Origin of the sequence: Devosia sp. (genome assembly GCF_028290435.1) — a bacterium.
Lineage (GTDB): Bacteria > Pseudomonadota > Alphaproteobacteria > Rhizobiales > Devosiaceae > Devosia.
The window spans coordinates 158,579-185,004 of the sequence record NZ_JAQGJV010000009.1 but is presented as its reverse complement, the minus strand read 5'-3'; the positions used below and the strand labels follow the sequence as shown (position 1 = coordinate 185,004).

29 protein-coding genes and 1 pseudogene are annotated in these 26,426 nt (G+C 64.2%); 18 read left to right on the top strand and 12 right to left on the bottom strand.

All coding sequences use genetic code 11. The annotated features are described in order from the left end of the window. The first annotated feature begins 138 nt into the window (after window positions 1-138). Complete coding sequence (locus JWP26_RS02690) at window positions 139-3,102, top strand: BTAD domain-containing putative transcriptional regulator (protein WP_299723077.1); 2,964 nt, start codon at window positions 139-141, stop codon at window positions 3,100-3,102. Here JWP26_RS02690 and JWP26_RS02685 read toward each other — a convergent pair. Continuing rightward, complete coding sequence (locus JWP26_RS02685) at window positions 3,099-3,236, bottom strand: hypothetical protein (protein WP_299723074.1); 138 nt, start codon at window positions 3,234-3,236, stop codon at window positions 3,099-3,101. The genes JWP26_RS02690 and JWP26_RS02685 overlap by 4 nt on opposite strands. 14 nt (window positions 3,237-3,250) lie before the next feature. Next, complete coding sequence (locus tag JWP26_RS02680; RefSeq protein WP_299723071.1) at window positions 3,251-3,580, bottom strand: hypothetical protein; 330 nt, start codon at window positions 3,578-3,580, stop codon at window positions 3,251-3,253. Window positions 3,581-3,752: 172 nt separating this feature from the next. On the opposite strand from JWP26_RS02680, the gene JWP26_RS02675 reads away from it, so the two are divergent. Continuing rightward, window positions 3,753-4,055 (top strand): substrate-binding domain-containing protein, encoded by a 303-nt coding sequence (locus JWP26_RS02675; RefSeq protein WP_367184054.1) that lies wholly within the window; start codon window positions 3,753-3,755, stop codon window positions 4,053-4,055. Window positions 4,056-4,224: 169 nt separating this feature from the next. Here the strand turns inward: JWP26_RS02675 and JWP26_RS02670 are convergent, their stop codons facing one another. The 3 genes from JWP26_RS02670 to JWP26_RS02660 are packed head-to-tail and all read right to left on the bottom strand — an operon-like array spanning window position 4,225 to window position 5,075. Next, on the bottom strand, window positions 4,225-4,464 hold the full coding sequence (locus JWP26_RS02670; protein ID WP_299723069.1) for a hypothetical protein: 240 nt from the start codon (window positions 4,462-4,464) through the stop codon (window positions 4,225-4,227). Continuing rightward, window positions 4,455-4,739: a hypothetical protein gene (locus tag JWP26_RS02665; RefSeq protein ID WP_299723066.1), complete on the bottom strand. Its 285-nt coding sequence runs from the start codon at window positions 4,737-4,739 to the stop codon at window positions 4,455-4,457. The genes JWP26_RS02670 and JWP26_RS02665 overlap by 10 nt, the downstream gene beginning before the upstream one ends. Before the next feature lie 27 nt (window positions 4,740-4,766). Beyond that, window positions 4,767-5,075, bottom strand: a complete 309-nt coding sequence (locus tag JWP26_RS02660; protein ID WP_299723063.1) for a Gfo/Idh/MocA family oxidoreductase — start codon at window positions 5,073-5,075, stop codon at window positions 4,767-4,769. 26 nt (window positions 5,076-5,101) lie between these two features. Here JWP26_RS02660 and JWP26_RS02655 point away from each other — a divergent pair, with 26 nt between their 5' ends. The 3 genes and pseudogenes from JWP26_RS02655 (at window position 5,102) to JWP26_RS02645 (ending at window position 7,829) form a co-directional block, all read left to right on the top strand. Beyond that, window positions 5,102-5,368: a TOBE domain-containing protein gene (locus JWP26_RS02655; RefSeq protein ID WP_299723060.1), complete on the top strand. Its 267-nt coding sequence runs from the start codon at window positions 5,102-5,104 to the stop codon at window positions 5,366-5,368. Window positions 5,369-5,383: 15 nt separating this feature from the next. After that, window positions 5,384-6,418 carry an L-idonate 5-dehydrogenase gene (locus JWP26_RS02650; RefSeq protein ID WP_299723057.1) on the top strand — a complete coding sequence of 345 codons (1,035 nt, stop codon included), beginning with the start codon at window positions 5,384-5,386 and terminating at the stop codon, window positions 6,416-6,418. A 69-nt stretch (window positions 6,419-6,487) separates the two neighbouring features. Beyond that, window positions 6,488-7,829 (top strand): annotated as a pseudogene (locus tag JWP26_RS02645) (glycoside hydrolase family 43 protein). On the opposite strand, the gene JWP26_RS02640 reads toward JWP26_RS02645, so the two are convergent. Continuing rightward, a complete protein-coding gene (locus JWP26_RS02640; protein ID WP_299723054.1) occupies window positions 7,798-8,886 on the bottom strand; it encodes a LacI family DNA-binding transcriptional regulator in 1,089 nt (362 codons plus the stop codon). The pseudogene JWP26_RS02645 and the gene JWP26_RS02640 sit on opposite strands and share 32 nt — an antisense overlap. A gap of 223 nt (window positions 8,887-9,109) precedes the next feature. Between JWP26_RS02640 and JWP26_RS02635 the strand changes: the two genes are divergently transcribed. From JWP26_RS02635 to JWP26_RS02615, 5 genes are all read left to right on the top strand, one after another. Further along, complete coding sequence (locus tag JWP26_RS02635) at window positions 9,110-11,491, top strand: alpha-L-rhamnosidase (protein ID WP_299723051.1); 2,382 nt, start codon at window positions 9,110-9,112, stop codon at window positions 11,489-11,491. Between the two features lie 58 nt (window positions 11,492-11,549). After that, on the top strand, window positions 11,550-12,848 hold the full coding sequence (locus JWP26_RS02630; protein ID WP_299723049.1) for an ABC transporter substrate-binding protein: 1,299 nt from the start codon (window positions 11,550-11,552) through the stop codon (window positions 12,846-12,848). A gap of 86 nt (window positions 12,849-12,934) precedes the next feature. Next, on the top strand, window positions 12,935-13,831 hold the full coding sequence (locus JWP26_RS02625; RefSeq protein ID WP_299723046.1) for a carbohydrate ABC transporter permease: 897 nt from the start codon (window positions 12,935-12,937) through the stop codon (window positions 13,829-13,831). Then, window positions 13,828-14,655: a carbohydrate ABC transporter permease gene (locus tag JWP26_RS02620; RefSeq protein WP_299723044.1), complete on the top strand. Its 828-nt coding sequence runs from the start codon at window positions 13,828-13,830 to the stop codon at window positions 14,653-14,655. Before JWP26_RS02625 ends, JWP26_RS02620 begins: the two co-directional genes overlap by 4 nt. 34 nt (window positions 14,656-14,689) lie before the next feature. After that, entirely contained in the window at window positions 14,690-15,748 is a 1,059-nt protein-coding gene (locus JWP26_RS02615) for an ABC transporter ATP-binding protein (protein WP_299723041.1), read from the top strand. Here JWP26_RS02615 and JWP26_RS02610 read toward each other — a convergent pair. Both JWP26_RS02610 and JWP26_RS02605 read right to left on the bottom strand, forming a co-directional pair. Further along, window positions 15,722-17,065 carry an NtaA/DmoA family FMN-dependent monooxygenase gene (locus JWP26_RS02610; RefSeq protein ID WP_299723038.1) on the bottom strand — a complete coding sequence of 448 codons (1,344 nt, stop codon included), beginning with the start codon at window positions 17,063-17,065 and terminating at the stop codon, window positions 15,722-15,724. The two genes, JWP26_RS02615 and JWP26_RS02610, sit on opposite strands and share 27 nt — an antisense overlap. A 316-nt stretch (window positions 17,066-17,381) precedes the next feature. Then, a complete protein-coding gene (locus JWP26_RS02605) occupies window positions 17,382-17,786 on the bottom strand; it encodes a VOC family protein (protein ID WP_299723035.1) in 405 nt (134 codons plus the stop codon). Between the two features lie 289 nt (window positions 17,787-18,075). Between JWP26_RS02605 and JWP26_RS02600 the strand changes: the two genes are divergently transcribed. Both JWP26_RS02600 and JWP26_RS02595 read left to right on the top strand, forming a co-directional pair. Then, window positions 18,076-18,291 (top strand): cold-shock protein, encoded by a 216-nt coding sequence (locus JWP26_RS02600; RefSeq protein WP_299723032.1) that lies wholly within the window; start codon window positions 18,076-18,078, stop codon window positions 18,289-18,291. Window positions 18,292-18,422: 131 nt separating this feature from the next. Further along, window positions 18,423-18,626: a hypothetical protein gene (locus tag JWP26_RS02595; protein WP_299723029.1), complete on the top strand. Its 204-nt coding sequence runs from the start codon at window positions 18,423-18,425 to the stop codon at window positions 18,624-18,626. On the opposite strand, the gene JWP26_RS02590 is transcribed toward JWP26_RS02595, so the two are convergent. Next, window positions 18,623-19,084: a MarR family transcriptional regulator gene (locus tag JWP26_RS02590; protein WP_299723026.1), complete on the bottom strand. Its 462-nt coding sequence runs from the start codon at window positions 19,082-19,084 to the stop codon at window positions 18,623-18,625. The two genes, JWP26_RS02595 and JWP26_RS02590, sit on opposite strands and share 4 nt — an antisense overlap. Before the next feature lie 122 nt (window positions 19,085-19,206). Between JWP26_RS02590 and JWP26_RS02585 the strand changes: the two genes are divergently transcribed. Beyond that, window positions 19,207-20,928, top strand: coding sequence for an MFS transporter (locus tag JWP26_RS02585; RefSeq protein WP_299723023.1), 1,722 nt, complete (start codon window positions 19,207-19,209; stop codon window positions 20,926-20,928). Between the two features lie 89 nt (window positions 20,929-21,017). On the opposite strand, the gene JWP26_RS02580 is transcribed toward JWP26_RS02585, so the two are convergent. Both JWP26_RS02580 and JWP26_RS02575 read right to left on the bottom strand, forming a co-directional pair. Beyond that, entirely contained in the window at window positions 21,018-21,473 is a 456-nt protein-coding gene (locus tag JWP26_RS02580) for a hypothetical protein (RefSeq protein WP_299723020.1), read from the bottom strand. A 66-nt stretch (window positions 21,474-21,539) separates the two neighbouring features. After that, window positions 21,540-21,908: a hypothetical protein gene (locus JWP26_RS02575; protein ID WP_299723017.1), complete on the bottom strand. Its 369-nt coding sequence runs from the start codon at window positions 21,906-21,908 to the stop codon at window positions 21,540-21,542. A 184-nt stretch (window positions 21,909-22,092) separates the two neighbouring features. On the opposite strand from JWP26_RS02575, the gene JWP26_RS02570 reads away from it, so the two are divergent. From JWP26_RS02570 to phnN, 3 genes are read left to right on the top strand one after another with little or no spacing between them, the layout of a single operon-like run. Next, the gene (locus JWP26_RS02570; protein WP_299723015.1) at window positions 22,093-22,797 is read left to right on the top strand and encodes a DUF1045 domain-containing protein; all 705 of its coding nucleotides are present in this window, start codon (window positions 22,093-22,095) and stop codon (window positions 22,795-22,797) included. A gap of 4 nt (window positions 22,798-22,801) precedes the next feature. Next, window positions 22,802-23,944: an alpha-D-ribose 1-methylphosphonate 5-triphosphate diphosphatase gene (locus JWP26_RS02565; RefSeq protein ID WP_299723012.1), complete on the top strand. Its 1,143-nt coding sequence runs from the start codon at window positions 22,802-22,804 to the stop codon at window positions 23,942-23,944. Further along, window positions 23,941-24,516, top strand: a complete 576-nt coding sequence (phnN, locus tag JWP26_RS02560) for a phosphonate metabolism protein/1,5-bisphosphokinase (PRPP-forming) PhnN (protein WP_299723009.1) — start codon at window positions 23,941-23,943, stop codon at window positions 24,514-24,516. The genes JWP26_RS02565 and phnN overlap by 4 nt, the downstream gene beginning before the upstream one ends. A gap of 45 nt (window positions 24,517-24,561) precedes the next feature. Here the strand turns inward: phnN and phnF are convergent, their stop codons facing one another. Beyond that, complete coding sequence (phnF, locus tag JWP26_RS02555) at window positions 24,562-25,299, bottom strand: phosphonate metabolism transcriptional regulator PhnF (RefSeq protein ID WP_299723006.1); 738 nt, start codon at window positions 25,297-25,299, stop codon at window positions 24,562-24,564. A 79-nt stretch (window positions 25,300-25,378) separates the two neighbouring features. On the opposite strand from phnF, the gene phnG reads away from it, so the two are divergent. Beyond that, complete coding sequence (gene phnG, locus JWP26_RS02550) at window positions 25,379-25,834, top strand: phosphonate C-P lyase system protein PhnG (RefSeq protein ID WP_299723003.1); 456 nt, start codon at window positions 25,379-25,381, stop codon at window positions 25,832-25,834. After that, a complete protein-coding gene (phnH, locus tag JWP26_RS02545; RefSeq protein ID WP_299723000.1) occupies window positions 25,834-26,424 on the top strand; it encodes a phosphonate C-P lyase system protein PhnH in 591 nt (196 codons plus the stop codon). The genes phnG and phnH overlap by 1 nt, the downstream gene beginning before the upstream one ends. Window positions 26,425-26,426 lie beyond the last annotated feature (2 nt).

The following is a 26,426-nucleotide window of genomic DNA, read 5'->3' as shown; positions in this document are numbered from 1 at the left end:
CGTGATTTGCTCGTGATTTTTTTTTGTTTCTGCTAGCCTCATGGTCGTTAGACAAGGAAACGACCACGGGCCATGGGTTCGCCCCAACTTAATCTTAGGCTTCTAGGACCATTTGAGGCGCGACACCGCGATGGTCGCTTGGTTGAGTTTGATCTCAAAAGAGCCCGTTTGCTGCTGGCCTGGCTGGCGTTGCGACCCAGGCAAAGTGGCAGCCGCGAGGAGATCGCCGCCTTGCTGTGGAGCGAGCGCAGCGAGGCGCAGGCTCACCAAAGCCTTCGGCAGACCCTGGCCATCATTCGGCGGGCGTTGGATGACCAGGCCGGAGAAATCCTCAAGATCGATCGGGAGAAGGTGGCATTTGCCCCCGACGCGGTGCAGTCCGATGTCGCAACGCTGCTGCGTCTTGACGCCGATAGCCCCATTGAAGAGTTGGAGGCCTCGGTCGCCCAATATGGCGGCGAGTTCCTTGAGGGAATGAGCGTCCGCGATCCCATCACCGAGGAATGGATACATAGCGGTCGCGCCGAACTTCGCGGTATTACGATCAAGCGCTTCGAATGGTTGCTTGGCGCCCATGCGCGCTCCGGAAACCACGCGGGCGCCGAGCCCATTGCGACCCGCCTGATTGCTATCGATCCGCTTGCCGAGGAGGGCCACCGTGCGCTGATGCGGGCCTATCTGGCGGCCGGCAAGCGCGCCATGGCGCTGCGGCAGTACCGACGGTGCCGGGACATACTGGCGCGCGACCTGTCGGTCGAACCGGCGGCCGAGACGAAGGCGCTGATGCGGATCGCCGCGGAGCCGGCCCCCAACGACCTGAACAATTTATCGCCCTTCCTGCAGGATCAATTCCTCGGCCGGCCGCACCGGGCGCACAACCTTCCGCGGCAAATGACCTCTCTCGTGGGACGGGACGGTGAATCCAGCGAAGTCCTGTCCCGCCTGCGCCGATACAAGTTGGTCACGCTTACCGGATCGGGCGGCGCCGGCAAGACGCGCATTGCCCTTGACGCGGGCCTTCGGCTCATTGGCACCTATGCGGACGGGGTCTGGCTGGTCGAACTGGCCTCGATTACCGATCCCCAACTGGTTGGGGAGGCCCTGTGCGCAGCATTGGGAGTGCCCCTCGCGGCGGATCGGCCGGCCCTCGAAAGCGCTATCGCCTATCTCAGCCAGAAAGAGGCGCTGCTGATCCTGGACAACTGCGAACATCTGGTAACCGCGTCCGCCCATCTGGCGGAGGCGCTGCTGCGGGCTTGCCCGTCGATCTCGATCCTTGCCACCAGCCGTGAGAGCCTGTCGGTTGTCGGCGAAAGCCTCTATCGCGTGCCAAGCCTGGCTTTTCCGTCCCGCACCGAGGCCATAACGCCGGCTGCGGCGCTCGCCTACGCGGCTGTTCAACTGTTCGTGGAGCGCGCCGCTGCCATTGTCGAGGGCTTTGCGCTTGATGAGGTAACAGCGCCGGCTGTCGCAAGCATCTGCAAGCAGGTCGACGGCATCCCGCTGGCCATCGAGCTGGCGGTCGGCCGTCTCAAGATGATGCGCGCCGATTGGCTGGCCGCCAACCTCAGCGAGTCGTTTCTGACCCTGCGCGGCGGGGCCCGGGCGGCGCCGCCGCATCACCAGACCCTGCGAACCATGCTCGACTGGAGCTATAACCTGCTCGGCGCGGACGAGCAGACGCTTCTGCGCCGACTTTCGGTTTTCGCCGGCGGGTGCACGCTGGCGTCAGCCACACAGGTGACGAGTGGCGATCCGGTGTCCGAACATGACGTGTTCGACCTGCTGTCGTCGCTCGTGGAGAAGTCGCTGCTGACCGCGGACATTTCCGAGGCCGAGCCGCGCTACCGGCTCTTGGAAACGACGCGCGGCTACGCGATGGACAAGCTGCGCGAAATCGGTGAACCGGGTCGGCAGCGAGAACTCGCCGAGTACCTCATTCGCCGCCTGAGCGAGGCGGGCGAGAGCTGGCCCGCCATGCCAACGGTGACGTGGCTGGCCCGCTATGAACCCGAAGTGGACAATCTGCGGGCCTCGCTTGAATGGTCCTTCGGTCCCGGAGGAGATGTCGTGCTCGGCGTGGAACTCGCCAGCTACAGCATTCGCCTTTGGGATGAACTCTCGCTGTTCCGCGAGCGCGGTCGCTGGAGCGAAACCGCCATGGCCAATCAGGATGAAAATACCCCTCCGGTGATTGCCGCACGCCTCTGCCTGACCAGAACCTCCAACAGCGCCCATGGCGACAATTCCGGCTTTTCGTTTGCCGATCAAGCGGTCCAGCTGTTCCGCTCGGCCAACCGTCCGCTTGACCTGGGGGAAGCCTTGGTGCGGGCCGGCGCTACGCTGCTGACGCTGGAGACAATCGGCAAGTCGATCCCCTACCTCCAGGATGCACTGGCGATCCTGGAGCCGCTTGGACCGACCAAACCCCTGGCCAACTGCCTGCGCTCCACCGGCGTGGCCGCCTATCTGGGCGGTGATTTCGCCACGGCGCGCACCTTGATTGGCCGGTCCATGGCGGTGTGCGGCAGCGTTGGCGACACCAGAGGCGCCGCCAGCGCGCAGATAGCGTTGGCGGAACTGGATTTCGGTGCCGGCGACGTCGAAAACGCCATCGATGGTATTCGGCGCATGTTGGGCGGTCGGGGCCACAACCGTCGTCAGGCAACCCTGGGCTTCGGCAATCTGGCGGCTTACCTGCTGGTTGCCGGTAACATTGAGCAGGCTTGTCAGGCAGCGCGTGAGAGCCTGACGGGAGCCAGGGCCCTGGGCTGGTCCGCCGCAATCGTGCGTGCCGCCGAAGACATGGCGCTGGTGGCGGCCCTGGGTAACGATCCCGATCTGGCCGCCCGCCTTCTGGGTTTTGTGGACGCGTTTTACGCGAGAGGCACCGCAAGCCGGGAGCTGACGGAGCAGATCGTCAACCAGCGTTTGACCGCGGAGCTCAAGCGGCGCCTTTCGGTCGATCGCCTGCGCGGCTTGTTGGAAGAAGGCGCCCGATGGACCGAACAGCAGGCAGCCGATGCAGCCGATGCCGCGGGTCATGACCGCCGGCCGGAACCTGCCGACGATGTGACTGTCCGCAATGCCTTTGGGGCCTAGGGCTGGCCCGGCGAGCAACCGCTCAGCGTAAAGAGGTCAATGGCCAGAGCCCCCGGATTGGCTGCAAGAAACGCCTGGTCCCAAAGCAGCGCGTGGCCGAAATCGGCCAGCAGAAGCGCCCGTGGGGCCATCATCTCATCGTCCTCGATCAGGCCGACAGTGCCATTGCCCACGGAATAGACATTGCCGTACCACAGCCGGCGGGCCCCGGGGTTCTCAGCGGTCGCCTTCTCCGCACATGTCTTGTCAATGAACCATAGGGCCGTGAATTTCGCCCGGCGGTCCAGGTGATCTCGCCGGCAAGGCCCTGCTTGAGGTTGGGGAGTGTCAGCTCGAACACGCCGGAGGTCATGATGCCATGCTGGGCGGTCTTGGGATGGAATGCCAGGACCGCCCCGGAACTGGCCTCGGTATAGATGCCGTGATCGAGCGGGCATTCGGCCGCGATGGTCGCGCCACCGAGCAGGAGCCAGCCCACGCAAACGAGCGACCGTAATGGCGAATGACGCGGGCGGCGCATATCAATCCTGACGGGGAGTTCATTGACGTTCCGGCCTCGGCCGGTCGCGCATCACGCGCTTTCTGAAGGCCCTATCGTGCCGCGGTTGAATGGCGGGCCGGCGGCCCGAAGCTGGCCATGACGCCGTGACCTGCTGACCCGCCATCCCGACCTTGCGGTGATCTACAATATGTCCAGTGGCAATCGCGAGATTGTCCGGGCAGTGCCCGACTCGGGCAAGGCCGGTTCGATCGTTTTCGTCGGACACGACTTGACCGATCATACCAAGGAAGCGCTGCTACAGGGCACCGTCGACATCATTATCGACCAGAATCCCCGGGTTCAGGTGCGCGAGGCCTATCAGCAATTGTTCCGCGGCGTGAACGGACAGGAGTGGAACTCCCACCCGCTCCGCATCCAGATCATCTGCCGCGAGAACATTCCCGAGGACTGAGCGCCGTCCCCGTCCTCGGAGCCGTCAGCCGAAATCGGCGAGCGTCACCGTCTGGGCAGCCCCGGTTGCTGCCGCCTCGTAGATGCCTAAAGAACGGCAAAGTTGAACACTGCGCGGGCGTTGGCGACAATCGGAGCCGGGGCATTGCGCACCATTGTGTGGAAAAAGATCAGCGAGCGGTGTTGAGCGCGCCTTCGATGCCGAAGCGGCTCATCTGCTCAACGACCGAGCCGGCCACGTCCGTGCGCATGATCGCGGCGGTGCTGTTGTCGAGATAGGGTAGCCCTTGCCAGCTCACGGCGCCGTCTCGCCCCTCGATTTCAAGGCTCGCATTGGCCTCGCCATGCGTGCAACTCGCCCGCTCGTAGCTCAGCGCCACCGTGGCGCCACGGGCCAAGGTCAGCCGCATGGCGGCACCCGCATGGGTTTCGACGTCGAATATGGATCGGCCGGATCGGCGCCGGTGCGCGGTTGCGCGGTCCAGGCGTCACGAATTTCGACGCGGGTGGGCTCGAACAGCGTCGCCAGGTCATAAACGCTCCAATCCATCAGCACGCCGCCGCCGCTTTTCGCTCGGTCGAGAAACCAGCGACCTTCCGGCTGGTATTCGATGCCGCTGCGACCGCGCTGCGTGCGATGACGGCAGGTGACATGGTACAACTCGCCCAGCGCACCGGCCGCCAATGTCTGCCGGATGAAGGTTTCCGCCTCTTAGCCAAGAAACCGCATGCTGCAATCGCCCAGATGCTTTCCAGCCCTGCGTGCGGCCGCCAGCATCTGCTCGGCTTCGTCACTGCTGATGCCGAGCGGCTTTTCCGACAGGACATGGCGGCCCGACGCGAAGGCGCGGATGGCCAGTTCGGCGTGGGTCCGCGGGGGCGTGGCAACCACCACGATGTCGTCGGGCAGCGCCGGCGCGGCCAGCAAGTTCTCGATATTGTTGTGGACCGTGGCTTCCGGCTCCTTCTGCAGGAACGCCTCGATAGCCTGCGGGCTCGGGCGATCCGGTGGCCCTTCCATTTGCCTTCCAGGCCTCCGGGTCCCTCATGCTCGGCGTCCGACCCGAGGATCTGGTGCTGACCACCGGCCCCGCACTGGTGCGGTGTACGGCATCCATAATCGAAAACCTGGGTGAACTAGCCATCGCCTATGTGGATGTCGGTGGAGCCGAACCGCTCATCGTCAAATTGCCGGGCGACAGCGCCTTGCGGCAGGGCGATACTGTGGCGCTCTCCGCGCCGCAAAGCCGGCTGCATCTTTTTGGCGCTGATGGCAATACTCTGCGTCCCGCCAGCGCGCAGGCAGCAATCTGAACCGAAAGTAGACCTATGAAAGCCTTCGTCCTTCACGGCCAGCGGGACCTTCGCGCCGAACTGGTCCCCACCCCGATACCGGGCCCCGGCGAGGTTCTCGTGCGGGTAAGACGGGCAGGTATCTGCGGCTCGGACATCCACTATTTCGTGCATGGCCGCGTTGGCAGCTTCGTGCCCAAGCGCCCCTTCATCCTGGGCCATGAGATTGCCGGCGAGGTGGCCGAACTCGGCCCGGGCGTCGATCCGGCGCTTGGCGGCAAGCGCGTAGCGGTTGATCCATCGATCCCCTGCGGCGCCTGCGCGTTCTGCCGCGAGGGGCGCTACAACCTCTGTATCAACATGCGCTTCTACGGCTCGGCCAGCGCCGATCCCCATGTCGACGGCGGCTTTGCCGAATATGTGCTTGCCCCGGCCGCCAACTGTCATGTCCTGCCCGATGGGCTCGGCTGGGCGGAAGCCGCAATGACCGAGCCCCTCTCGGTCGCCGTCCATGCGGTGATGCGCTCCGGCGGCGTGGCTGGCAAAAGCGTGCTCGTCACCGGCGGCGGCGCCATAGGGCAGTTGACGGCCCTGGCGGCACGGGCATTCGGCGCCTCCACGGTGGTGCTGGCCGATATCGCAGCCTTTCCGCGGGACCTGGCGGTCCAGCTCGGCGCCGACGCTAGTCTCAACGCGGCTGACCCCGGCGTGGTCGAACAGGGCTTGGCCCTGGTGCCCAGCGGCTTCCACGTGGTGCTCGAAGCCTCCGGCGCGCCGCAGGCCGTGTCGCTCGCCATCGCGCTGGCGCGGCGTGGCGCAACCATCGTGCAGATCGGCACGCTCCCGGCCGAGGTCACCGCCCCGCTCAACACCATCATGGCGCGTGAACTGAGCTACCTGGGCTCGTTCCGCTTCGCCAATGTCTTCGGGATCGCTCTGGATTTGATGGCCTCGGGCCGCGTCAATGTCGCCCCGCTGGTCAATCTGGTGATGCCTCTGGCCGAAATGGCCGGCGCCATGGATCGCGCCATCGGCAAGGATGGCGTCATCAAGGTCCAGGTCGAGCCATGACTCGGGACCCGATGTCGACGCGTAGTCTCGCCCCAATCGCCTCGTGACAGCCTGAGGGTCCCCATGCCACTGGTCGCCAATCCCATCCTGCCGGGCTTCAATCCGGATCCATCCATCCTGCGGGTGGATAATGACTATTACATCGCCACCTCCACCTTCGAATGGTATCGGGCGTGCAGATCCATCACAGCCGGGACCTGGCGAACTGGACGCTGCTGACGCGGCCCCTCAGCCGCAAGAGCCAGCTCGACATGCGGGGCAACCCGGACAGTTGCGGCGTATGGGCGCCCTGCCTCAGCCATGACGGGGGAAAGTTCTGGCTGGTCTATACCGACGTCAAGCGCAAGGACGGCTCGTTCAAGGACACGCATAACTATATTGTCTGGGCCGACGAGATCGACGGGGCGTGGTCCGATCCGGTCCACATCAATTCCTCCGGCTTCGATCCCAGCCTGTTCCACGACGATGACGGCCGCAAATGGTTCGTCAACATGCTGTGGGATCACCGCAGCCGGCCCAACATGTTCGCCGGCATCCGCCTGCAGGAATACGATCCGACAGCGCAGGTCCTCGTAGGACCGATGAAGACGATCTGGCACGGCACCGAGCTGGGACTGACCGAGGGCCCCATCTCTACAAGCGCAACGGCTGGTACTAACTGCTGACCGCCGAAGGCGGCACCGGCTACGATCATGCGGTGTTGCTGGCGCGGTCGCGCCAGATCGAGGGTCCCTACGAAACCCATCCACAGCAGCATATCTTCACCGCCAAGGACGCGCCGCTTCATCCCCTGCAGCGCACCGGGCATGGCGATTGGGTCGAGACCCCCGATGACCGTCACTCCATTGTCCATCTGGCCGGACGGCCCATCACCCAGAAACGGCGTTGCGTGCTGGGCCGCGTGAATCGATCGGCTCATGGTTCGAGCAGGCCCTGGTCGCCCGGCGCCAGACGCGGAAACCTTGGTCGATGTGTCGCCGACCGACGAGGAGGTGATGGCGGGCCTCGTGGCCTATTACCAGCGCTACAACCTTCACTATCTCGCGGTCACCGCCGATGCCGACGGCCATCGCGAACTGCTGGTCATGAGCTCGGAAAGCAGTTTCCCCGATGGCAATCTTCGCTTTCCCGCCGAACCAGTCCGGCTGCCCCAGGCGGGTTTTGTTCGTCTGGCGCTGTCGATCCGCAATGGAAGGTTGCAATTCTCCTACGGCCTTGGGCTCGATGGCGATCTCGTTCCGGTGGGGCCCCAGCTCGACGCCTCGCTCCTGTCCGACGAGGTGGCGCATATGGCGTCGACGGCAGCTTTACGGGCGCTTTCGTCGGGGTCGCCGCCAATGATCTCAACGGCGCGATCACGCCCGCTGACTTCAGCTACTTTATTTATGCGCCACATCGGGTTGAGCGCTAGGCGATGGCAGGGTGTCACCCGCCTTGACGCGCGGCGCCATCGAACTGCCGCGCGCCACGAGGCGGGGCGTAACCACAAAATGCTCGGCCTGGGTGCGGCCTTTGATGCGCTCGATCAAAAGCCGCGTCGCCTGGCGGCCGATTTCGCGGCCAAACTGGTCGACGCTGGTCAGGTTGTTCTGGGTGAAGGCGCAGGGCGCTGCATTATCGTAGCCGATAATGCCGATATCGTCGGGCACCCGGAAGCCCAGCGCGCGTACGGCACTGAGCACTTCGAGCGCATAATAATCGGCCCAGCCGAAGATGGCGTCGGGCGGCTCCGGGCTTTCGAGCAGGGCGCGGACCGTCGCCGTCACATCGTCCAGCCCGTCATCGGCCGAGGCGATGCGTATGTCGTGCTCGGCAAAGCCGGCTCCCCGCAGGGCATCGGCAAAGCCGCGTTCGCGCTTTTGCGACACGTCCGCCGACATCAGGTCGTTGCGCCCCAGCGTGATCATGGCGGGGCGCCGGTAGCCCTGCGCCAGCATGTGTTCGGCCACGATGGCACCGCCCCGCACGTCGTCATTATTGGCGGAGTCGAACGACTGCGCCTCGGGCGCATGGTGGCCGATGACCACGATCGGAACTTCGCTGGCGATGGCGTCGAGATCGGCGGTGGCCATGCGCTGGCCGATCATGATCAGGCCGTCGATCTGCCGATCCACCATTGCGTGGACGATGGCGCGTTCCACCGATGACGATCCCCGGCCAATACCGAACAGCGGCAAATATTGCGTCCCCGCCAGACCATCATCGATGCCGTCGATGATATCGGGGAAGAACGGGTTCTTGATATCGGCCATCAGCACACCGACCGTGTAGGTCTGCCCGCGCATGCCGCGAGCGGCCGAATGTGGGCGGTAGCTGAGCTTGTCCATCGACTGGCGCACCTTGAGGCGCATCGCGTCGCTGACCCCATAGGCGTCGCGCAGCACTTTGGACACCGCGGCGACCGACACCCCGGCATCCTCGGCCACGGTCCTGATCGTTACCCGCTCGCTTTTCTGTCTCGGCGCCATGTCCCGTCCATCCTTGCGCCGCCACAACTAGCAGGGCCTATCCCCATGGTCGATTCCAACACTTCGCCCTCCGCATTTTTTCTCTTGTGGCGAATTTGACGTCGTGCTTAGATTGTGTAGAACGATATACGTAGAACGATGCACACGCAATGATAAGCATTCCGGCTCGCCGGGTGCCGCAGGAGAAGCCGGCTTACGGCTCGTCTGCCAGGGAGGATTACCGATGAACGACGCGACGCCCGTCCGGGCTGCAGCCGCCTTGTCCGCACGTCCGCAGGTTAACTGGACGGCGCAGATGGTCCGACCGCTGTCCGATGGGGGTGTCGAGACGCCGGCATCGTTCCTGCGCAAGAGCTTTATCGTGGATGGCGCCGGCGATGCCGTGCTGCGCATCAGCGCGCAGGGGCTCTATCGCGCCTTCATCAATGGCCAGCGCGTGGGCCATGACCTGCTGACGCCCGGCTGGACCGCCTATGACCAGCGCCTGTCCTACCAGACCTATGATGTCGGCGCGCTACTGCAGGCTGGTGATAATGTCATCGAGATCTGGCTGGCCGATGGCTGGTTCCGCTCGCAGATGATGTGGGGCGAGGCGCCGATCTATAATACCTGGGGCGATACGATTGCGGCGATTGCCGAATTGCGCGGCGGCGACGGCAAGCTGCTGCTGAGCACCGATGCGAGCTGGCAGAGCGGCGCGCTGCCGATCCGCAAGTCGGGCATCTATTTCGGCGAAATCTACGATGCCGGTTTCACCCCCACGGTGACCGCCGGCAGCGAAGTCGTGCCGTTCGACCAGGTGCGGCTGGTGGCCTATGAGGCGCCCCCGGTGCGCGAGCTCGCTGTGCTGGAGCCGGTCGCCAACCATACCGACGATGCCGGCCGCCGGGTCTACGATTTCGGCCAGAACAGCGGTGGCTATGTGGCCTTCACGGTGCGCGGCCAGGCCGGTGCGCGCATCATCGTCGAGCACGCCGAAATTCTCGACAAGGACGGCCAGTTTTATAACGGCAACCTGCGCACCGCCGCCGCGCGCATCGAATACACGCTGAGCGGCAAGGGCGAAGAGAGCTATCGCCCCACCTTCACCTTCCAGGGTTTCCGCTACGCTCGCGTAACCATCGAAGGGCAGGCCGAACTGGTCGATATCGTCTCGGTGCCGATCAGTTCGGTGCATGAGCTCAAGGCCGGGTTCACCTCCGGCAATGCGCTGGTGAACCGGCTGTTCCTCAATACCGTCTGGTCGCAGCGCGCCAACTTCATCGAAGTGCCCACCGATTGCCCGCAGCGCGACGAGCGCCTGGGCTGGACCGGCGACGCGCAGGTGTTTGCCGGCACGGCGTGCTATCTGGGCGAAGTGCAGGGCTTCTTCCGCAAGTGGGTCCGCGACGTCATGGCCGACCAGCGCGAAGACGGCGCGGTGCCCCATGTGGTGCCCGATCCCACAAGGCTCAAGCCCAAGGATTATCCGGGCTTTTACGGCTCGACCGGCTGGGGCGATGCCATCGCCATGGTGCCGTGGCAGGTCTACCTGCATTATGGCGACACCGAGTTCCTGGCCGAAACCCTGCCCGCCATGGTCAAGTGGGTCGACTTTGTCTGGTCGATCAGCAATGGCCCCATCGTCAAGCCGCCGCGGGCCTGGGGCGGTCGCGGTTTCACCTTCGGCGACTGGCTGCAGCCCAGTGGACCCTCGGCCAAGCCGCTGCCCACCATCAGCGACGATGCTGCGGCGACCATATATTTGTTCAAGACCTCCAGCATGGTCGCCCAGATTGCCGGCATCGTGGGCGACGAGGCGACGGCGTCCCGCATGGCCGATATCGCCGGCCAGGTGAAGGCCGCGTTTGCCGGCGAGTTCATTACCCCCAAGGGGCGCGTGGCCGGCGACGACCAGACCTCCTATGCGCTGGCCTTTGTGCACGGGCTGATCCCACAGGAGAGCCAGGACGCCGCCAAGGCCTATTTCAGGAACGCCATCGACCGCACCGACGGGCGGATCGGCACCGGTTTCATCGGCACCCCGGCGCTGCTGCCGGCTTTGGTGCAGATCGGCGAGATCGGGCTCGCGTCCGAGGTGTTCCTGCAGGAAAACGTGCCGGGCTGGCTCTATCAGGTGCGCAAGGGCGCGACCACGATCTGGGAGCGCTGGGACGCCATCCAGGAAGACGGCTCGATCTACAATCCGCAGATGAATTCCTACAATCACTACGCCTATGGCGCGGTCTGCCAGTGGCTGCTCGAAGGCGTGGCCGGGTTCCGTCCCGATCCCGCAATGCCGGGCTTTGCCCATATCGTGTTCGAGCCGACTATCCTCGATGGACTGTCGCCCGTGGCGGCACATCACGATAGCCCCAACGGGCGGATTGAGGCGGGCTGGACCGTCGATGGCGACCGCATCCGCTACCGCTTCGTGGTGCCGGCCGGCGCTACGGCTACGCTGCGCCTGCGCCCCGAATACCGCGACGCGGTGCTCGACGGCACGGCGGTTGGCTCGGGCGAGGATGTCCGCGCCACGGCCGGCGAACATATCGTCGATTTCACATATTCGGTGCCGCCGCGGGAGGTTCACGGCGGCCCGATGGGTCACTCACGCACGCCATAACGGCGGCACAATCGAAGTTGCCCGCAAAAAAAAAGCGGGCCAAATGGGAGGAAACTTTATGCGCTCTAAATTCACCGGCACTCTGCTTGGCGGCCTTGCGGCTGGCCTGATGCTCTCGGCAAGCTTCGTCGGCGCCGCCATGGCGCAGGACGTCACCCTGTCGTTCCTGGTCGACAATACCGATGCCTCGACCGTCACGGTCGCTCAGGCACTGGCCGATGCGTTCATGGAAAAGAACCCCGACATCGCCATCGAGCTGGAAACCCGTCCGGGCGGCGGCGAAGGCGACAATATCGTCAAGACCCGCCTCGCCACCGGCGAAATGGCCGACGTATTCCTCTACAATGCCGGCTCGCTGTTCCAGGCGATCAATCCGCAGCAGAACCTGATGCCGCTGACCGCCGAGCCCTTCGAGGCCAATGTCATCGACACCTTCCAGAAAACCGTCACTGCCGGCGGCGAAGTCTTTGGCGTGCCCTTCGCTACCGCCATGGGCGGCGGCGTCATGTACAACAAGAAGATCTATGCCGATCTGGGCCTTTCCGTTCCCAAGACCTGGGACGAGTTCATGGCCAATAACGAAAAGATCAAGGCTGCCGGCAAGGTCGCCGTGATCCAGAGCTTTGCCGATACCTGGACCAGCCAGCTCTTCGTGCTGGGCGATTTCTACAACGTCGTCACCGCCGAGCCCGACTTTGCCGAGAAGTATACCGGCAACCAGGCCAAGTATGCGACCGATCCAGCCGCCATCAAGGGCTTCGAGCGCCAGGAGGCCGTGTTCAAGGCCGGCTATCTCAACGAAGATTTTGCCGCCGCCAAGTTCGACGACGCCATCCGCATGCTCGCCACCGGCGAAGGCGCGCATTACCCGATGCTGAGCTTCGCGGCCGGTAGCGTGGTGTCCAACTATCCCGAAAACCAGGCCGATGTCGGCTTCTTTGCCCTTCCGGGCGACGATGCTACCAAGAACGGCCTGACCGCCTGGATGCCGTCGAGCCTCTATATCCCCAAGACCACCGAGCATGCCGACCAGGCCAAGGCATTCCTTGCCTTCGTCGCTTCCACCGAAGGCTGCGACGTGCAGACCAAGGCCGTGGGCGTCACCGGCCCATACCTGATCAAGGACTGCACCCTGCCGGCCGACGTTCCGGCCGTGGTGGCCGACCTCTTGCCCTACTTCCAGCGCGACGGGGGCACCGCGCCCGCTCTTGAATTCCTCTCCCCGATCAAGGGGCCGGCGCTCGAGCAGATCACCGTTGAAGTGGGCTCGGGCATCCGCTCCGCCGCCGACGGCGCCGCGCTCTACGACGAAGACGTCAAGAAGCAGGCCCAGCAGCTTGGTCTGGCCGGCTGGTAAGCCACCAGAACATTGACTTGATGCAGATCGAGGCTCGACCCCATGGTGATATGGGGCCGAGCTTCGGCGACCGGGAGGAGTGATGCATGAGTGAGGCGACAGTCGCCGCGCCGCGAGCCAAGCGGCGCGCCAATTCGGCCTATCCGAGTTGGTTCTACCTGCCGGCTGCCTTGGTTTATGCAGCTTTGTTCCTGTTCCCCACCGTGGCCTCGCTGTTCTTCAGCCTGACCCGCTGGACGCTGTTCGACGCCACCTTCATCGGCTTCGACAATTTCGCGCAGTTTTTCCGCGAGCCGTTCCTGGTCAAGGGCCTGATCAACACGCTGATCTATGCGGTGATGACCTCCGGCCTCAAGGTCGTGCTGGGCTTCCTGCTCGCCGTGCTGCTGACCAGCCAGATCATGGCGCGCGGCTACCTGCGATCCGTGCTGTTCTTCCCGGTACTGGTGTCGACCGTGGGCGTCGGCATCACCTTCACGGTGATGATGCATCCGACGACTGGCGTCATCAACGAGACGCTGGGCCTGTTCGGCATCAAGGGGCCGGGCTGGCTGACCGATCCCAACCTGGCGCTGTTCTCGGTGGCCCTGGTGGATGTGTGGAAGGGCGTCGGCCTCGCCACCGTCATCTACATCGCGGGCATCGTCTCCATTCCGCAGGAATATTACGAGGCCTCGCTGATCGACGGCGCCAGTGCCTGGGACAATTTCTGGAACATCACCCTGCCGCTGGCCAAGCCTGCCACGGTCACCGTCATCATCCTCAGCCTGATCGGCGGGTTGCGTAGTTTCGATCTGATCTGGGCCATGACCAAGGGCGGGCCCGGCTTCACCTCCGACGTCATCGCCTCGGTGATCTACAAGCAATACCAAGCCGGTTTCTATGGGCTCTCCACCGCCGGCAATGTGGTGCTGTTCATCATGGTCGCCATCATCATCATCCCGCTTTCGGGCTTCCTCAATCGCCAGGGGGACGGCCAGTGACCTATCTGCGCCGCAACTGGATCGGCCTCCTCGCCATCCTCGTCTCCACCGTGGTTTTCCTCGTCCCTTTCGCCTTCATCGTGCTGACCGCGCTCAAGGACAAACGGCAATCGTCCTTACGTGAGTTCTCGCTGCCGAACGGCTTTCACCTCTGGGATAATCTGGTCGAGGTGATCCAGACCCGCAATTACATGGTGCTGACCGCCTTCGTGAACAGCGCCATCCTCACCGTCGCCAGCGTCACGCTGCTGGTGATCTTCGCCGCCATGGTGGGCTTCGTGCTGCAGCGCAAGCCATCGGCATGGACGGGCCTCGTCAATTTTCTCGTCCTCGCCGGGCTGATCATTCCGCCTGCCGTAGTGCCCACCATCTGGGTGCTGCAGGGGCTGGGTCTGTTCAAGACGCTGCATGGCCTGATCTTCATCGAAGTGGCCTATGGGCTCAGCTTCTGCGTGCTGCTGTTCAAGGCCTTCGTCGTCACCATTCCGCGCGAACTGGATGAGGCGGCAATCATCGATGGGGCCAGCCCGCTGCGGCTGTTCTTCGAGATCGTGCTGCCGCTGCTCCGGCCGGTGGTGATCACGGTGATCCTCGTCCAATCGGTGGCGATCTTCAACGATTTCACCAATCCGCTCTACTACCTGCCGGGCACCAAGAACGTGACGGTGCAGCTGACGCTCTACAATTTCCAGAGCCAGTACAACACGTCCTACAACCTGCTGTTCACCAATATCCTGCTCATCACCATTCCGCCGCTGATCGTCTTCCTGTTCTTCAACCGCCAGATCGTGGCGGGCATGACGGCTGGCGCGGTGAAGGGATGAGCGCTCGCAAGTTCTCGCAAGGAGAGACCGCACAATGGCTTCGGTAACAATCGCGGACGTGCGCAAAGCCTATGGCACCGCCCAGGTGCTGCACGGCATCAACATCGATGTCGCCGATGGCGAGTTCGTCACCCTGGTCGGCCCCTCGGGCTGCGGCAAGTCCACGCTGTTGCGCATGATCGCCGGCCTTGAGGACATTACCAGCGGCGAGATCAGCATCGGCGACCAGACCGTCAACGAACTGCCGCCCAAGGCGCGCGATATCGCCATGGTGTTCCAGAACTACGCGCTCTATCCGCACATGACCGTGGCCCAGAACATGGGCTACTCGATGAAACTGCGTCGCGCCAGCAAGGAGGAGACCGCCAAGGCGGTGCAGGAAGCCGCCCGCATCCTCGATCTCGAGCCGCTGCTGCAGCGCTTTCCCAAGCAGCTCTCCGGCGGCCAGCGCCAACGCGTTGCCATGGGGCGCGCCATCGTGCGCGATCCAAAAGTGTTTCTGTTCGACGAGCCGCTATCCAACCTCGATGCTAAGCTGCGCGTACAGATGCGCGCCGAAATCAAGGAACTGCATCAGCGGCTGCAGACCACCATCATCTATGTCACCCACGATCAGGTCGAGGCCATGACCATGGCCGATCGCATCGTCGTCATGCGCGACGGGCGGGTCGAGCAGATCGGTCGTCCGCTCGATCTCTATGACAATCCGGCCAACAAGTTCGTCGCCGGCTTCATCGGCAGTCCAGCGATGAACTTCATCGATGGCAAGGTGACCAATGGCCTGTTCCTGACCGCCGATGGCACCAACCTGCCGCTACCCGGATCGGCCAAGCTCGCCGAGGGCACTGCCGTCACCTACGGTATCCGGCCCGAACATTTCCGTGTCGATCCCAACGGCTTTGCCGTACGGGTGCAGGTGGTCGAGCCGATGGGTTCGGAAACCCAGATTGTCGTGCGCCTCGGCAGCAAGGATCTCACCTGCCTGTTCCGCGAGCGCGTCGCGCCCCGGCCAGGCGAGACGCTGACGCTGGCGGTCGATCCCGAGCAGGTTCGCCTGTTCGACGCCTCAAGCGGCGCCGCGCTTCAGGCCTGACGGCGCCGCCTCCGCGGGCGGCAAGGGCAGGCCGTAGCGCTCGCGCACGGTGTCGCCGGCATAGTCCCGGCGATAGACGCCGCGGTCCTGCAGGATCGGCACCACCTTGTCGACGAACAGCTCGATATCGTCCGGCGCCCGCGGTGGCTGGATCGTATAGCCGTCCACCGTGCCATCGGCCCACAGGTCGATCAGCCCGTCGGCAATCTCCTCCGGCGTGCCGAGCAGCAGCCGGTGCGCCCCTTCCGAGCGCCGCACCGCCTCGCGCGCCGTCAGCTTTTCGTGGCCGAGCAGGTCCGACAGGCCAAGGCCCATGCCCACGGCCAACACCCGGTTCGGATCGGGCACGAACCGTTCGGCATCGAGCACTGCGTCGGGATCGAATGTCGTCAGATCAAAACCGTGGTCGGTAGCGAACCGCTTGAGCAGCCCATCCTCCGAGCCGGCGCCGCTGAACAACTCATGCTTGCGCAGCGCTTCCTCGCGGCTATCGGCGATGATCGGCACCAGCCCCGGTACGATCTTGATGCTGTTCGGGTCGCGCCCATAGGTCGCTGCCCGGTCGCGCACCTTCTTGCCGAAGGCCTGGCCGGCCGAGCGCGACAGCACGTTGCAATAGATGATCTCGCCATGCCGGCCGGCGAGGTCGATGCCGCCCTCCGAGGCGCCGGCCTGGGCGATCACCGGGTGGCCCTGCGGTCCGCGCGGCACATTGAGCGGTCCCTTGACCGAATAGAACGCGCCTTCATGGTCGATCGCATGGGCGCTCGAAGCGTCCCAGAACAGCTCGGGCGGCACCTCGCCGTCGCGCTCCTCGTCCCAGCTGTTCCACAGCGCCTTGCACACATCGAGGAATTCCTGCGCCTTGGCATAGCGCTCGTGGCGCGGCGGCAGCGGTGCATTGCCGAAATTGGCGGCGACGGCCGGATTGAACGACGACACGATATTGATGATCAGCCGACCGCCGGAGGTGATGTCGACGCTCTGGGTGCGGCGCGCGAAATTGTAGGGCGAATTGTAGGTCGAGGAAGCCGTCACCACGACGCCGATATCGGGCACCTGCGCGGTCAACACCGCCGAGAGGATCAGCGGATCGAGCGTGTGGAACGGGCGCGCCTTGGGGTCGGTCATCAGGGCGGGGTGGTCCGAGAAGAACACCGCGTCGAACCGGCCGCGATGGGCGAGTTGCGTCAGCCGCGTGTAATATGCCGGGTCGTTGATGTCCGCCCGGCTGCCGCTGCGGTAGCGCCAGGCATTGCCCAGATAGCCGGTGGTGTTGATGCCAACATTGAGGTTGAGGCTACGCTGATGGGTCATGGCACGCTCTTGGCTGATTTGGCGAAGGAGCGGCCTGCGCCGCGTCGGACGCATCAAGTTAGTTAGTCTACCAACTTACTCAATATACAGACAGGGTTCGCTTTTGCCCGGTCGGTGGACAATGGCGGAAAACTATTCCGTCTGCCGGCGCATGCCCACATCGCACAGCAAGACGTAGGTTGTGTGGACAGTTGCGTCAGGCCGGAGCGAAAATGGTGGTTTTCGAGAACCGGAGCGCAGCGTACGTTTGTACGTGAGCACCGGAAGCGCAGAAAACTGCCATTTGCAGCCCGGCATCACCAACTGTCCACACGACCTAGCGTGGGTCCCAGGCGAACTCGATCCGGCATCCGCCGGGCTCGCGGATCATGCAATGGATCTTGGGCCCCCCGCCGGATGGCTCGGGCGAAAATTCCACCACGACACCGTCCCAGTCCGATACGAGCGCGAACAGCCTCTCCAACTCCGCCTCGCTCGCCAGTTTCAGCGCCAAGTGGTGCAGCCCGACATTATGTTGCCGGTCGAACGTGACGTATCTGTCGCCATCGGCAACCTGCCACAGCGTGATCCTGCTGGTTCCGTCGCTGACGAAGGCCGCCGGATAGTCGGGCTTGCCCCCGATCACATTCCAGCCCAGGCAGCCGGTGAAGAACGCTACCGAAGCCTGCAAATCCGAGACCGTCAGCCCCACGTGATCGATACCGACCGTCAAAGCGCCCATTGCCGTCTCCCCTGTTGACCCCGCCATTTCAGCGCATCGGTGGTCCGAGGCAAGAGGCAATGTTGCGCCCCGTTGCATCACCGTCATAGCCCGTTTTCGCAAACGCCTTTACTTCGCCGCAAAAGGGGCAGATAAGCATTCTCACGTTTTCAGCCATCGTCGGCTGCCTGATCGCCGGTTCGCCGGCCCCCGGCTCCCTTCTTATTTTGCGAACGTTTAGACCCCTTTGGCATGTTGCCATTGGGCATTCGCTCGTTCGCTTCTGCTTCGGGCTATCAGGATTAAAATCATGGCCACCATCAACGGTACCGTCAAGTTCTTCAACACCACCAAGGGCTTCGGCTTTATTTCGCCTGAAGGCGGCGACAAGGACGCATTCGTCCACATCTCCGCTGTCGAGCGTTCGGGCCTGCAGGGCCTGTATGAAGGCGACAAGGTCACCTACGAACTCGAGACCGGCCGCGACGGCAAGATCTCGGCAACCAACCTGACCCTCGTTCAGTAAATACGAGACGCCGCGCTTTTCAGCGCCGGCACATTGAACAAGAACGGCGCCTTCGGGCGCCGTTTGCATTTGCCCTTCTGGGAACCAACGGCGCGGGCTAGTGTTGCTCCGGCGATAACCCGGAGCCCATCGTGAGCGATCTCAGCCCGATACCCGATCTCGACGAAGACCTCATCAATGGCCTCGATCGCTTCATTGCCCATCGCGCCCAGGACGGGGCTGGCCATCTGAGCCGCAATGACGCCATCAATGCCATCCTGCGCGAATGGCTCACCGAACAGGGCCATATCGAGCGCCAGCCCGACGATCCCGAAGACCTGGAAGACCCAAGTTAGCCTGGCTCTTTGCCCTCATCGTCCCGCGCCGCTGCCGCCTTGACGGCCGCAAACACCTTGAGCGCCGCCTCGATCTCCGCCGTGCTGAGCCCCTCGAAAGTCTGCAGCCGGAACGCAGCCAGCTCGACCTCGATTTCCTTGAGCTTGATCGCGCCCGCCTCCGTCAGGTCCAGCAGATTGGCCCGCCTGTCCGTCGGATCGGGCACCCGCACCACCAGCCCTGCGGCCTGCAATTCATCCAGAATGCGCACCAGCGAGGCGCCTTCCATGCCGCAATATTCCGCCAGCACGTTCTGGCGCACCTTGCCGCCCAGCCGCCCGATCCACAGCAGCGGCCCGGCGCCCGCCTCGGCCACCCCATAGCGGGCAACCTGTTCCCGGGCCAGCTTGCGCCACAGTCGGGCAGCCACGACCATGTCGGCGGTAAAAATGCGCAGCAGCTCTGCAAAATCGCTCATGTTAATTAGTTAGCATCCTAGCTATATACGGTGTCACGTTATCATACCGACGCACGTCCGCGGCTGCCATCATAAGGATAGAACGGCCCGACCGGACGCGACACGCCATCCATGTTGAAATCATGTCGAACCCAGATACAAGTGCCGCCCATGGCGATCGCCACAAGTGGATCGTGCTGAGCAATACCACACTCGGCGTTTTTGCCGCTTCGGTCACCGGATCGATCATCCTGATCAGCCTGCCGGCGATCTTCCGCGGCATTGGCCTGCAGCCGCTCGATCCTGGCAATACCAATACCCTGCTCTGGACCATCATGGGCTATATGGTGGCCACTGCCGTGCTGGTCGTCACCTTCGGGCGGCTCGGCGACATCTTCGGCCGCGCCAAGATTTACAATCTGGGCTTCCTGATTTTCACCCTGGCCTCGGTCGCGCTGAGCTTCATGCCCACCGGCGATTTCGCCGCCAGTTATCTCGTCTGGATGCGCATCATCCAGGGCATTGGCGGCGCCATGCTCACCGCCACCTCCACCGCCATCCTGGTCGATGCCTTTCCGCCCCATCAGCGGGGTCTGGCGCTGGGCATCAACACCATGGCCATCATCGGGGGCCAGTTCATCGGCCTGATCGCCGGGGGCCTTTTGGCCGATATCAACTGGCGGCTGATCTTCTGGGTCAATGTCCCCGTTGGCGTCATCGGCACCATCTGGGGCTTCCTCAGCCTGCGCGACAAAGCCGCACCGCAAAAGCGCGGCGGCTTGGACTGGTGGGGCAATATCACCTTCGCCATCGGCCTCGTGCTGGTCCTGGTCGGCGTCAATGACGGCATCCAGCCGCATGGCAGCGATCTGATGGCTTGGGGCAGCCCCAAAGTGCTGGCCGAATTGCTCATCGGCATCGCCTTTTTGGTGGCGTTCTACATCATCGAGCGCCGTGTCAAGCTGCCCATGTTCGATCTGAACCTCTTACGCATCCGCCCCTTCGCCGCCGGCATTTCGGCGAGCCTGCTCACCTCCATCGCCCGCGGCGGGCTGCAGTTCATGCTGATTATTTGGCTGCAGGGCATTTGGCTGCCGCTGCATGGCTATAGCTTTGAATCCACGCCGCTCTGGGCCGGCATCTTCATGCTGCCGCTGACCGTTGGCGTGCTGCTGTCGGGTCCCGCCGCCGGCATTCTGTCGGACCGCTACGGCTCGCACCGTTTCGCCGCCGGCGGCATGGTGCTGGGCGCCGCCACTTTTCTCGGCCTGATGCTGCTGGGCGCCGATTTCCCCTACCCGGTGTTCGCCGCATTGCTCTTCGTCAACGGCGTCGCCTCGGGCCTGTTCAGCGCGCCCAACGGCACCCAGATCATGAATGCGGTTCCCGCTTCCGAGCGTGGCCAAGCTTCTGGGGTGCGCGCCACCACCATGAATGCGGGGCAGGTGCTCTCCATCGGCGTGTTCTTCACCCTGATGATTATCGGTCTGGCCTGGAGCCTGCCCGGGGTGATGGAAGCCCGGCTGATCGCCCAGGGTCTGCCCGCCGATGTCGCTGCACAGGTCGCCTCGGCGCCTCCAGTCGCCAGCCTATTCGCGGCGTTCCTGGGCTATAATCCGATGGGCGAACTGATCCCCGCCGCCGCACTCCACGCGCTGTCGGCCGATCAGGTGGCGGTCATCACCGGCCAGCATTTCTTCCCCGAATTGCTGTCGGGCCCGTTCATGGTGGGCATCAAGATCGCCTTCTCGATCTCGCTGGTGCTGTACCTTGCCGCGGCCTGGGCTTCGTGGTGGGGCGGTTCGACCCGCAAGCAGGAAGTCGCCGAAGAACGCCGTATGGTCGTGACCGAACAGGCCGCCTGACAATCGGGCCGGCGGGGATCAGCCCGCCGGTCTCTTATCGATTACCTCGGTGGCAAGGCTTTCCGCCCCGATTGGCCGAAACCGCTTGGCTAATCCGTCGTGCAACTGACGACGCCATTCACCGTGATGCTCTGCGGCACGCCGTTCACTTCCACGCCGACGTCGTAAATGTCCAAGATATAAGTGCCCACATAGCTGCCTTCGTCGACCGCCTGGGTCTTGATCGTCAGGTCGGCATAGCCGTAAGGCCCGTCGCCCCGGTGCGGCACCGAGATTTCGAAATACACCACGTCGCGGTCGATCCATATCTGGTTGGGATTCTCCCGCGCAAAATGCAATTGCCGCAGGTCGGGGGCGACGTTCGGAAGCTGTGCCACCAGCTCGCCGGCGATGTCCAATATTCCGGCTCCGAAATCGCGTCCCATGCTGACGGACAGGTCGAACCGCGCCGGGCCCGCCCCAGAATTGCAGGACACGCCGCCGCTCGCAAAGGCCGGCGCGGCGCCAAGCACGACGATCAGGCTGGCGAGAACGGGCAGGCGCATGAAAATCTCCCAAGGTTCGGCGCAAGCGGGAGCACTGTCATGTGACAGCGCTCCCGTCCCGATCGGCTATTCGGCGGTCGGCAGCGTCACCGGCCATTCGGCCTGGTAGGGCTCGATGCGCACGGCCGCATTGGCAATGATGCTGATCTTGTTGGTCGGAGCTTCCACGAGGTCCCCGGCATCATTGTGTGCCACGACATACTGCCAGGCCGCCAGTTCGCCGCTCGCCACCAGCATCTTGCCAACGGTGCCGGCATCGAGACCGCCCGCTGCCGCCAACTGGCTCTCGGTCAGCCCGATGATGACATCGTCTTTGTCGGTGGTGACGACCTTGAACAGCACCATATCGCTATCGGCGGCGAAAGCGCTCGAAGCACCGGTCAGAACCATTGCGGCAAGAGTGGCGCCGAGGGCGACGCGACGGGACAGTTTCATTTGAATTCTCCATGAATGCGGCGTGATCACCGCTTGGCCGCCTTGCTAATGGGGGCAGCCTTCATGTTGCCTGAGCGCCGCGTTCATCGCCCTTTCATCTGCCGGGTGGCAGGAGAGACGGCCAATTCGCTCTACTGTCACATAAATCAACTAGCGCCTGCGGATCGACTCAACGGACGCCCCCATGCGCTGCGCCATCTGTTTCACCCCGCCGGCCGACGATGCCTTGACGATCGCGGCCGCGCGGTGGCTGCGGCGCGACCCCTATACGGGCGCGCGCATCGCCTGGCCGGTCGAGGGCCTGGTGGAAACCGACCATGCTTTCCTCACCGCCGCGCCCCGCCGCATTGGCTTTCACGGCTCGCTCAAGGCGCCGTTCCGCATCGCCACCGAGCATGGGCTGAGCGATGTGCAGGCAGCGCTCGCCAAGTTCTGCCGCCGCGTCCCGCCCATCACGGTTGACGCCATGCGCATCGTCCTGATCGAAAACTTTTTTGCGCTGGTTCCCACCGAGCCGAACCCCGAACTGCATGAACTCGCGACCGATTTCGTCACCGTCTTCGACCAATACCGCAGCCCCACCTCCGATCTCGATCTGGCGCGCGGGGATATCGGCCGCCTCAATGGCCGCCAGTTTGCCAACCTGATGGCCTGGGGCCATCCCTATGTGCTGGACCAGTTCCGCTTCCACATGACCCTGACCGGTCCTATCGACGAGCTGGAGCGCGACTATGTCGCCCAAATGCTGCACCGCCATTTTGGCCCCCTTGCGGATGAGCCGCTCTGCATTTCCCAGGTAGCGCTGTTCGTCGAACCGGAGCCTAATGCGCCCTTCCTGATCGATTCCATCCACCGCTTCACCGCCCAACACCAACGCAAGACTGCCTGATCCCATGACCCATACCGCCGAAACCGTCCTCACCAATGCCCGCATTGTCCTAGCCGACGACGTCATCACCGGCTCCATCGTCCTGCGGGACGGAAAAATCGTCGAAATCGGCGACAGCTCCGCCACCGGGGAGGACATGGATGGCGATTACATCATTCCGGGCCTCGTCGAACTGCATACCGATCATCTGGAAAACCACTATGCGCCGCGCCCCCGCGTGCGCTGGAACCCCATCGCTTCGGTGCAGGCGCATGACGCTCAGGTCGCCGCCTCCGGTATCACCACGGTGTTCGATGCCCTGCGCGTTGGCACCGATGAGCAGGCCGATATGGGCAGCGCCGAAATGCGGGTGCTGGCCGAGGCGATCACCGCGGGCAAGGCCGCCAACCGGCTGCGCGCTGATCATTTCATCCACCTGCGCTGCGAAGTCTCGGCGCCCGATTGCCTCGAAAACTTCACCGCCCTGCAGCACGATCCGCTGGTGCGCCTGGCCTCGCTGATGGACCACGCGCCCAACCAGCGCCAGTTCGCCAGCTTCGACGCCTACAAGATCTACTATCAAGGCAAGCTCAAGATGAGCGACGCCGCGCTGGCCGAATTCTCCGCCCGCCGCACCCACGATTCCGAAACCTATGCGGGTCCCCACCGCGCCGCCATCGCCGCCTTCTGCCGCGACAACGGCATCGTGCTGGCTAGCCACGACGACGCCACTTTGGGCCATGTCGATGAAGCCATCGCCCAGGGCATCGACGTCGCCGAGTTCCCCACCACCATCGAAGCCGCTCGCGCCTCCCACGATGCCGGCCTCGCCGTGCTGATGGGGGCGCCAAACGTTGTGCGCGGCTCCTCCCATTCCGGCAATGTCTCCGCCCGCACCCTGGCCGAAGCAGGCATTCTCGATATCCTGTCCTCCGATTACATCCCCTTCAGCCTGATCCAGGCCGCCTTCACGCTGGGCGACTCGGTGGATTCCATCTCGCTGCCCCACGCCGTCCGCCTCGTCACCAAGCACCCGGCGACCGCTGGCGGTCTCGACGATCGCGGCGAGATTGCCGCCGGCAAGCGCGCCGACCTTGTGCGCGTCCGGCTCAGCGACGGCATCCCGATCGTGCGCACCGTCTGGCGCGAAGGCCAGCGCGTCATATGAGTGGGGTTTTCGTCGCCATTGTCGGCCCCAGCGGTTCCGGCAAGGACACGCTGATCAATTTCGCCCGCGAGCGGCTTGCCGACCGGGCCGAATTCGTCTTCGTCCGCCGCGTCGTCACCCGCCCCGCCGATCGCAAGAGCGAGGACCATGACAGCCTGGGCGAAGCCGAATTCGCCACGCTGGAACGCTCCGGCGGCTTTGCGCTGGCCTGGCCCGCCCACGGCCTGCGCTATGGCCTGCCTGCCTCCATCGATGCCGATATCGATGCGGGCCGCGTGGTCATCGCCAATGTCTCGCGCCAGATCGTCGCCGAAATCGAGCGCCGCTATGCGCGCACCACCGTGGTCGCGCTCTCCGCCACCCCCGACATCATCGCCAGCCGCCTCGCCGCCCGCGGCCGCGAAGACGCAACCGCCATCACCGCCCGCCTCGCCCGCATGGTCGACGCGGACGCGCTTGGCCCGACCACAGTGCGCCTCGACAATTCCGGCCCGCTGGTGCTGGCAGGCGAACGCCTGGTGGATATCCTCACAGAAGCCGCCCAGCGCCAGGTCTGGCCCGCAAGGGTCTGATAGGTGGGCCTCCCTGCACCTCCCCCTAGGGAGAGGTGAAGTTCCTCAAACCACCAGCTCCATCAAATCCGCCGGAAACCGGCTCAGCCCATACAATATCGGCCGCCCGTTCACATCGGCGTCCACCCCTTCGGACACCAGCAATATCGCCCCCGGCGCCAGCTTCAACAGCGCCGTCTCCTCGGCATCGGCATGCCGCGCCGAAATCCGCGTACTCGCCCGCACATAGTCGGAAACGCCCAGCCCCGCGAACACCGCCGTGGTCGATTGCTCCCCCGCAAACCGCGCCGCAAAATCTGGAAAATCGCGATACACCACCCAGCTCGTGGCCCGCGATATCGGCCGCCCATCGGCCAGCGACACCGTATCGAGCCGCGTCACCTTGGCGCCGCTGACCAGCCCGAGTGCCGCCGCCACGCTGGCGCTGGCATTCTCCAGCCGCGTCCCCAATACCTGTCGGCGCAATTCGCTCGCCTGTCCGGCCAGCCCTTCGGAAAACCGCGTCCGCCGGCCGATGGGATAGCTCAGCCGCTTGGCGGAATCCACAAAGCTGCCCCGCCCCTGCTCGGTGCGGATCACCCCCTCCGCCGCCAGCGCCTGCAAGGCCCGCCGCACTGTGTGCCGGTTGGCCCCGAACCGTTCGGCCAGCTCCATCTCCCCAGCCAGCTTGTCGCCCCGCGCCAGCTTGCCGCCGACAATGTCCAGCCGGACCGCGTCGGCGATCCGCCGCCAGATCGCGACCCCACTCAAATGGGAATCTGAAGTCGCCGTCACTTTTGTCATTGCAAATTCACACGAGAGGCCTAAGACCGAAATTACGTTCTAAGTTGTCTAGTTCATTAGACAAGTTGAGGCAAGCAAAATGACCGTGCAACCCGTTTCCGATACCGATCCGCGCCGCCTGGCGCTCAATGCCCTGGCCGCCGCTGACGCCGAAGCTCTCGCCGCCGCCTGGTCCAACTGGGCCGACAAGCCCGACTTCAAACCCGTCCGTGGTCCCGAAACCGGCCTCGTCATGGTGCGCGGCAGGGCAGGGGGTGGCGGTGCCCCGTTCAACCTCGGCGAAGCCAGCGTCAGCCGCGCTACCGTGCGGCTCGACAGCGGCGAGATCGGCCATGGCTATTGCCTTGGCCGCGATCTCGACAAGGCGCGCCTGATCGCCGTGTTCGACGCCCTGTTCCAGCGCGATCCGGCCACGGTCGAAGCCCAAATCCTGACCCCGCTGCGCGCCGGCGCCACCGCCGCCGACCTCAAGCGCAAACAGGAAACCGCCGCCACCAAGGTCAACTTCTTCACCATGGTCCGGGGAGATAATTGATGGACACCAATACCCTGGACGGCGGCTTCGCCGATCCCGTCATGCAATCCCAGACCGCATTCCGTGCCGTCATGGATAGCCTTGCCAATCCAGGCACCGTGCAGGCACTGACCCTCGGTCTCACCCCGCCGTCGTCGCTGTCGCCCGAACTCGCCGCCATCGCGCTGACCCTGTGCGATCACGACACCACCCTCTGGCTGGATCGCGATCTCGCCACTGACGCCGTTCTCGGCTGGTTGCGCTTCCACACCAGCGCCCCGATCACCTCCGAGCGCGCCCAGGCCCAATTCGCCCTCACCCGCGATCCGGCCGTCCTGCTGGCCGATTTCGACCAGGGCACCGACCTCTATCCGGACCGCTCCACCACCGTGGCCCTGGCCATCCAATCGGTCTCCGGCGGCAAAACCCTGACGCTGACCGGCCCCGGTATCGAGGGTTCAATCACCATCGCGCCCCAGGGCCTGCCCGAAGATTTCCTCGCCCAATGGGCCGAGAACGGGGCGCAGTTCCCGCGTGGCGTCGACCTGCTGCTCGTTGCCGATGGCCAGTTGATCGGCCTGCCCCGTACCACTCGTATCAAGGAGGCCTGACC

Coding starts and splice junctions, on each gene's coding strand:
- JWP26_RS02685 (WP_299723074.1), bottom strand. CDS start 3,236: ATGATGGCCCCACGGGCGCTTCTGCTGGCCGATTTCGGCCACGCGCTG.
- JWP26_RS02670 (WP_299723069.1), bottom strand. CDS start 4,464: ATGCGGCTGACCTTGGCCCGTGGCGCCACGGTGGCGCTGAGCTACGAG.
- JWP26_RS02660 (WP_299723063.1), bottom strand. CDS start 5,075: ATGGAAGGGCCACCGGATCGCCCGAGCCCGCAGGCTATCGAGGCGTTC.
- JWP26_RS02655 (WP_299723060.1), top strand. CDS start 5,102: ATGCTCGGCGTCCGACCCGAGGATCTGGTGCTGACCACCGGCCCCGCA.
- JWP26_RS02650 (WP_299723057.1), top strand. CDS start 5,384: ATGAAAGCCTTCGTCCTTCACGGCCAGCGGGACCTTCGCGCCGAACTG.
- JWP26_RS02640 (WP_299723054.1), bottom strand. CDS start 8,886: ATGGCGCCGAGACAGAAAAGCGAGCGGGTAACGATCAGGACCGTGGCC.
- JWP26_RS02635 (WP_299723051.1), top strand. CDS start 9,110: ATGAACGACGCGACGCCCGTCCGGGCTGCAGCCGCCTTGTCCGCACGT.
- JWP26_RS02630 (WP_299723049.1), top strand. CDS start 11,550: ATGCGCTCTAAATTCACCGGCACTCTGCTTGGCGGCCTTGCGGCTGGC.
- JWP26_RS02625 (WP_299723046.1), top strand. CDS start 12,935: ATGAGTGAGGCGACAGTCGCCGCGCCGCGAGCCAAGCGGCGCGCCAAT.
- JWP26_RS02615 (WP_299723041.1), top strand. CDS start 14,690: ATGGCTTCGGTAACAATCGCGGACGTGCGCAAAGCCTATGGCACCGCC.
- JWP26_RS02610 (WP_299723038.1), bottom strand. CDS start 17,065: ATGACCCATCAGCGTAGCCTCAACCTCAATGTTGGCATCAACACCACC.
- JWP26_RS02605 (WP_299723035.1), bottom strand. CDS start 17,786: ATGGGCGCTTTGACGGTCGGTATCGATCACGTGGGGCTGACGGTCTCG.
- JWP26_RS02600 (WP_299723032.1), top strand. CDS start 18,076: ATGGCCACCATCAACGGTACCGTCAAGTTCTTCAACACCACCAAGGGC.
- JWP26_RS02590 (WP_299723026.1), bottom strand. CDS start 19,084: ATGAGCGATTTTGCAGAGCTGCTGCGCATTTTTACCGCCGACATGGTC.
- JWP26_RS02585 (WP_299723023.1), top strand. CDS start 19,207: ATGTCGAACCCAGATACAAGTGCCGCCCATGGCGATCGCCACAAGTGG.
- JWP26_RS02580 (WP_299723020.1), bottom strand. CDS start 21,473: ATGCGCCTGCCCGTTCTCGCCAGCCTGATCGTCGTGCTTGGCGCCGCG.
- JWP26_RS02575 (WP_299723017.1), bottom strand. CDS start 21,908: ATGAAACTGTCCCGTCGCGTCGCCCTCGGCGCCACTCTTGCCGCAATG.
- JWP26_RS02570 (WP_299723015.1), top strand. CDS start 22,093: ATGCGCTGCGCCATCTGTTTCACCCCGCCGGCCGACGATGCCTTGACG.
- JWP26_RS02565 (WP_299723012.1), top strand. CDS start 22,802: ATGACCCATACCGCCGAAACCGTCCTCACCAATGCCCGCATTGTCCTA.
- phnN (WP_299723009.1), top strand. CDS start 23,941: ATGAGTGGGGTTTTCGTCGCCATTGTCGGCCCCAGCGGTTCCGGCAAG.
- phnF (WP_299723006.1), bottom strand. CDS start 25,299: ATGACAAAAGTGACGGCGACTTCAGATTCCCATTTGAGTGGGGTCGCG.
- phnG (WP_299723003.1), top strand. CDS start 25,379: ATGACCGTGCAACCCGTTTCCGATACCGATCCGCGCCGCCTGGCGCTC.
- phnH (WP_299723000.1), top strand. CDS start 25,834: ATGGACACCAATACCCTGGACGGCGGCTTCGCCGATCCCGTCATGCAA.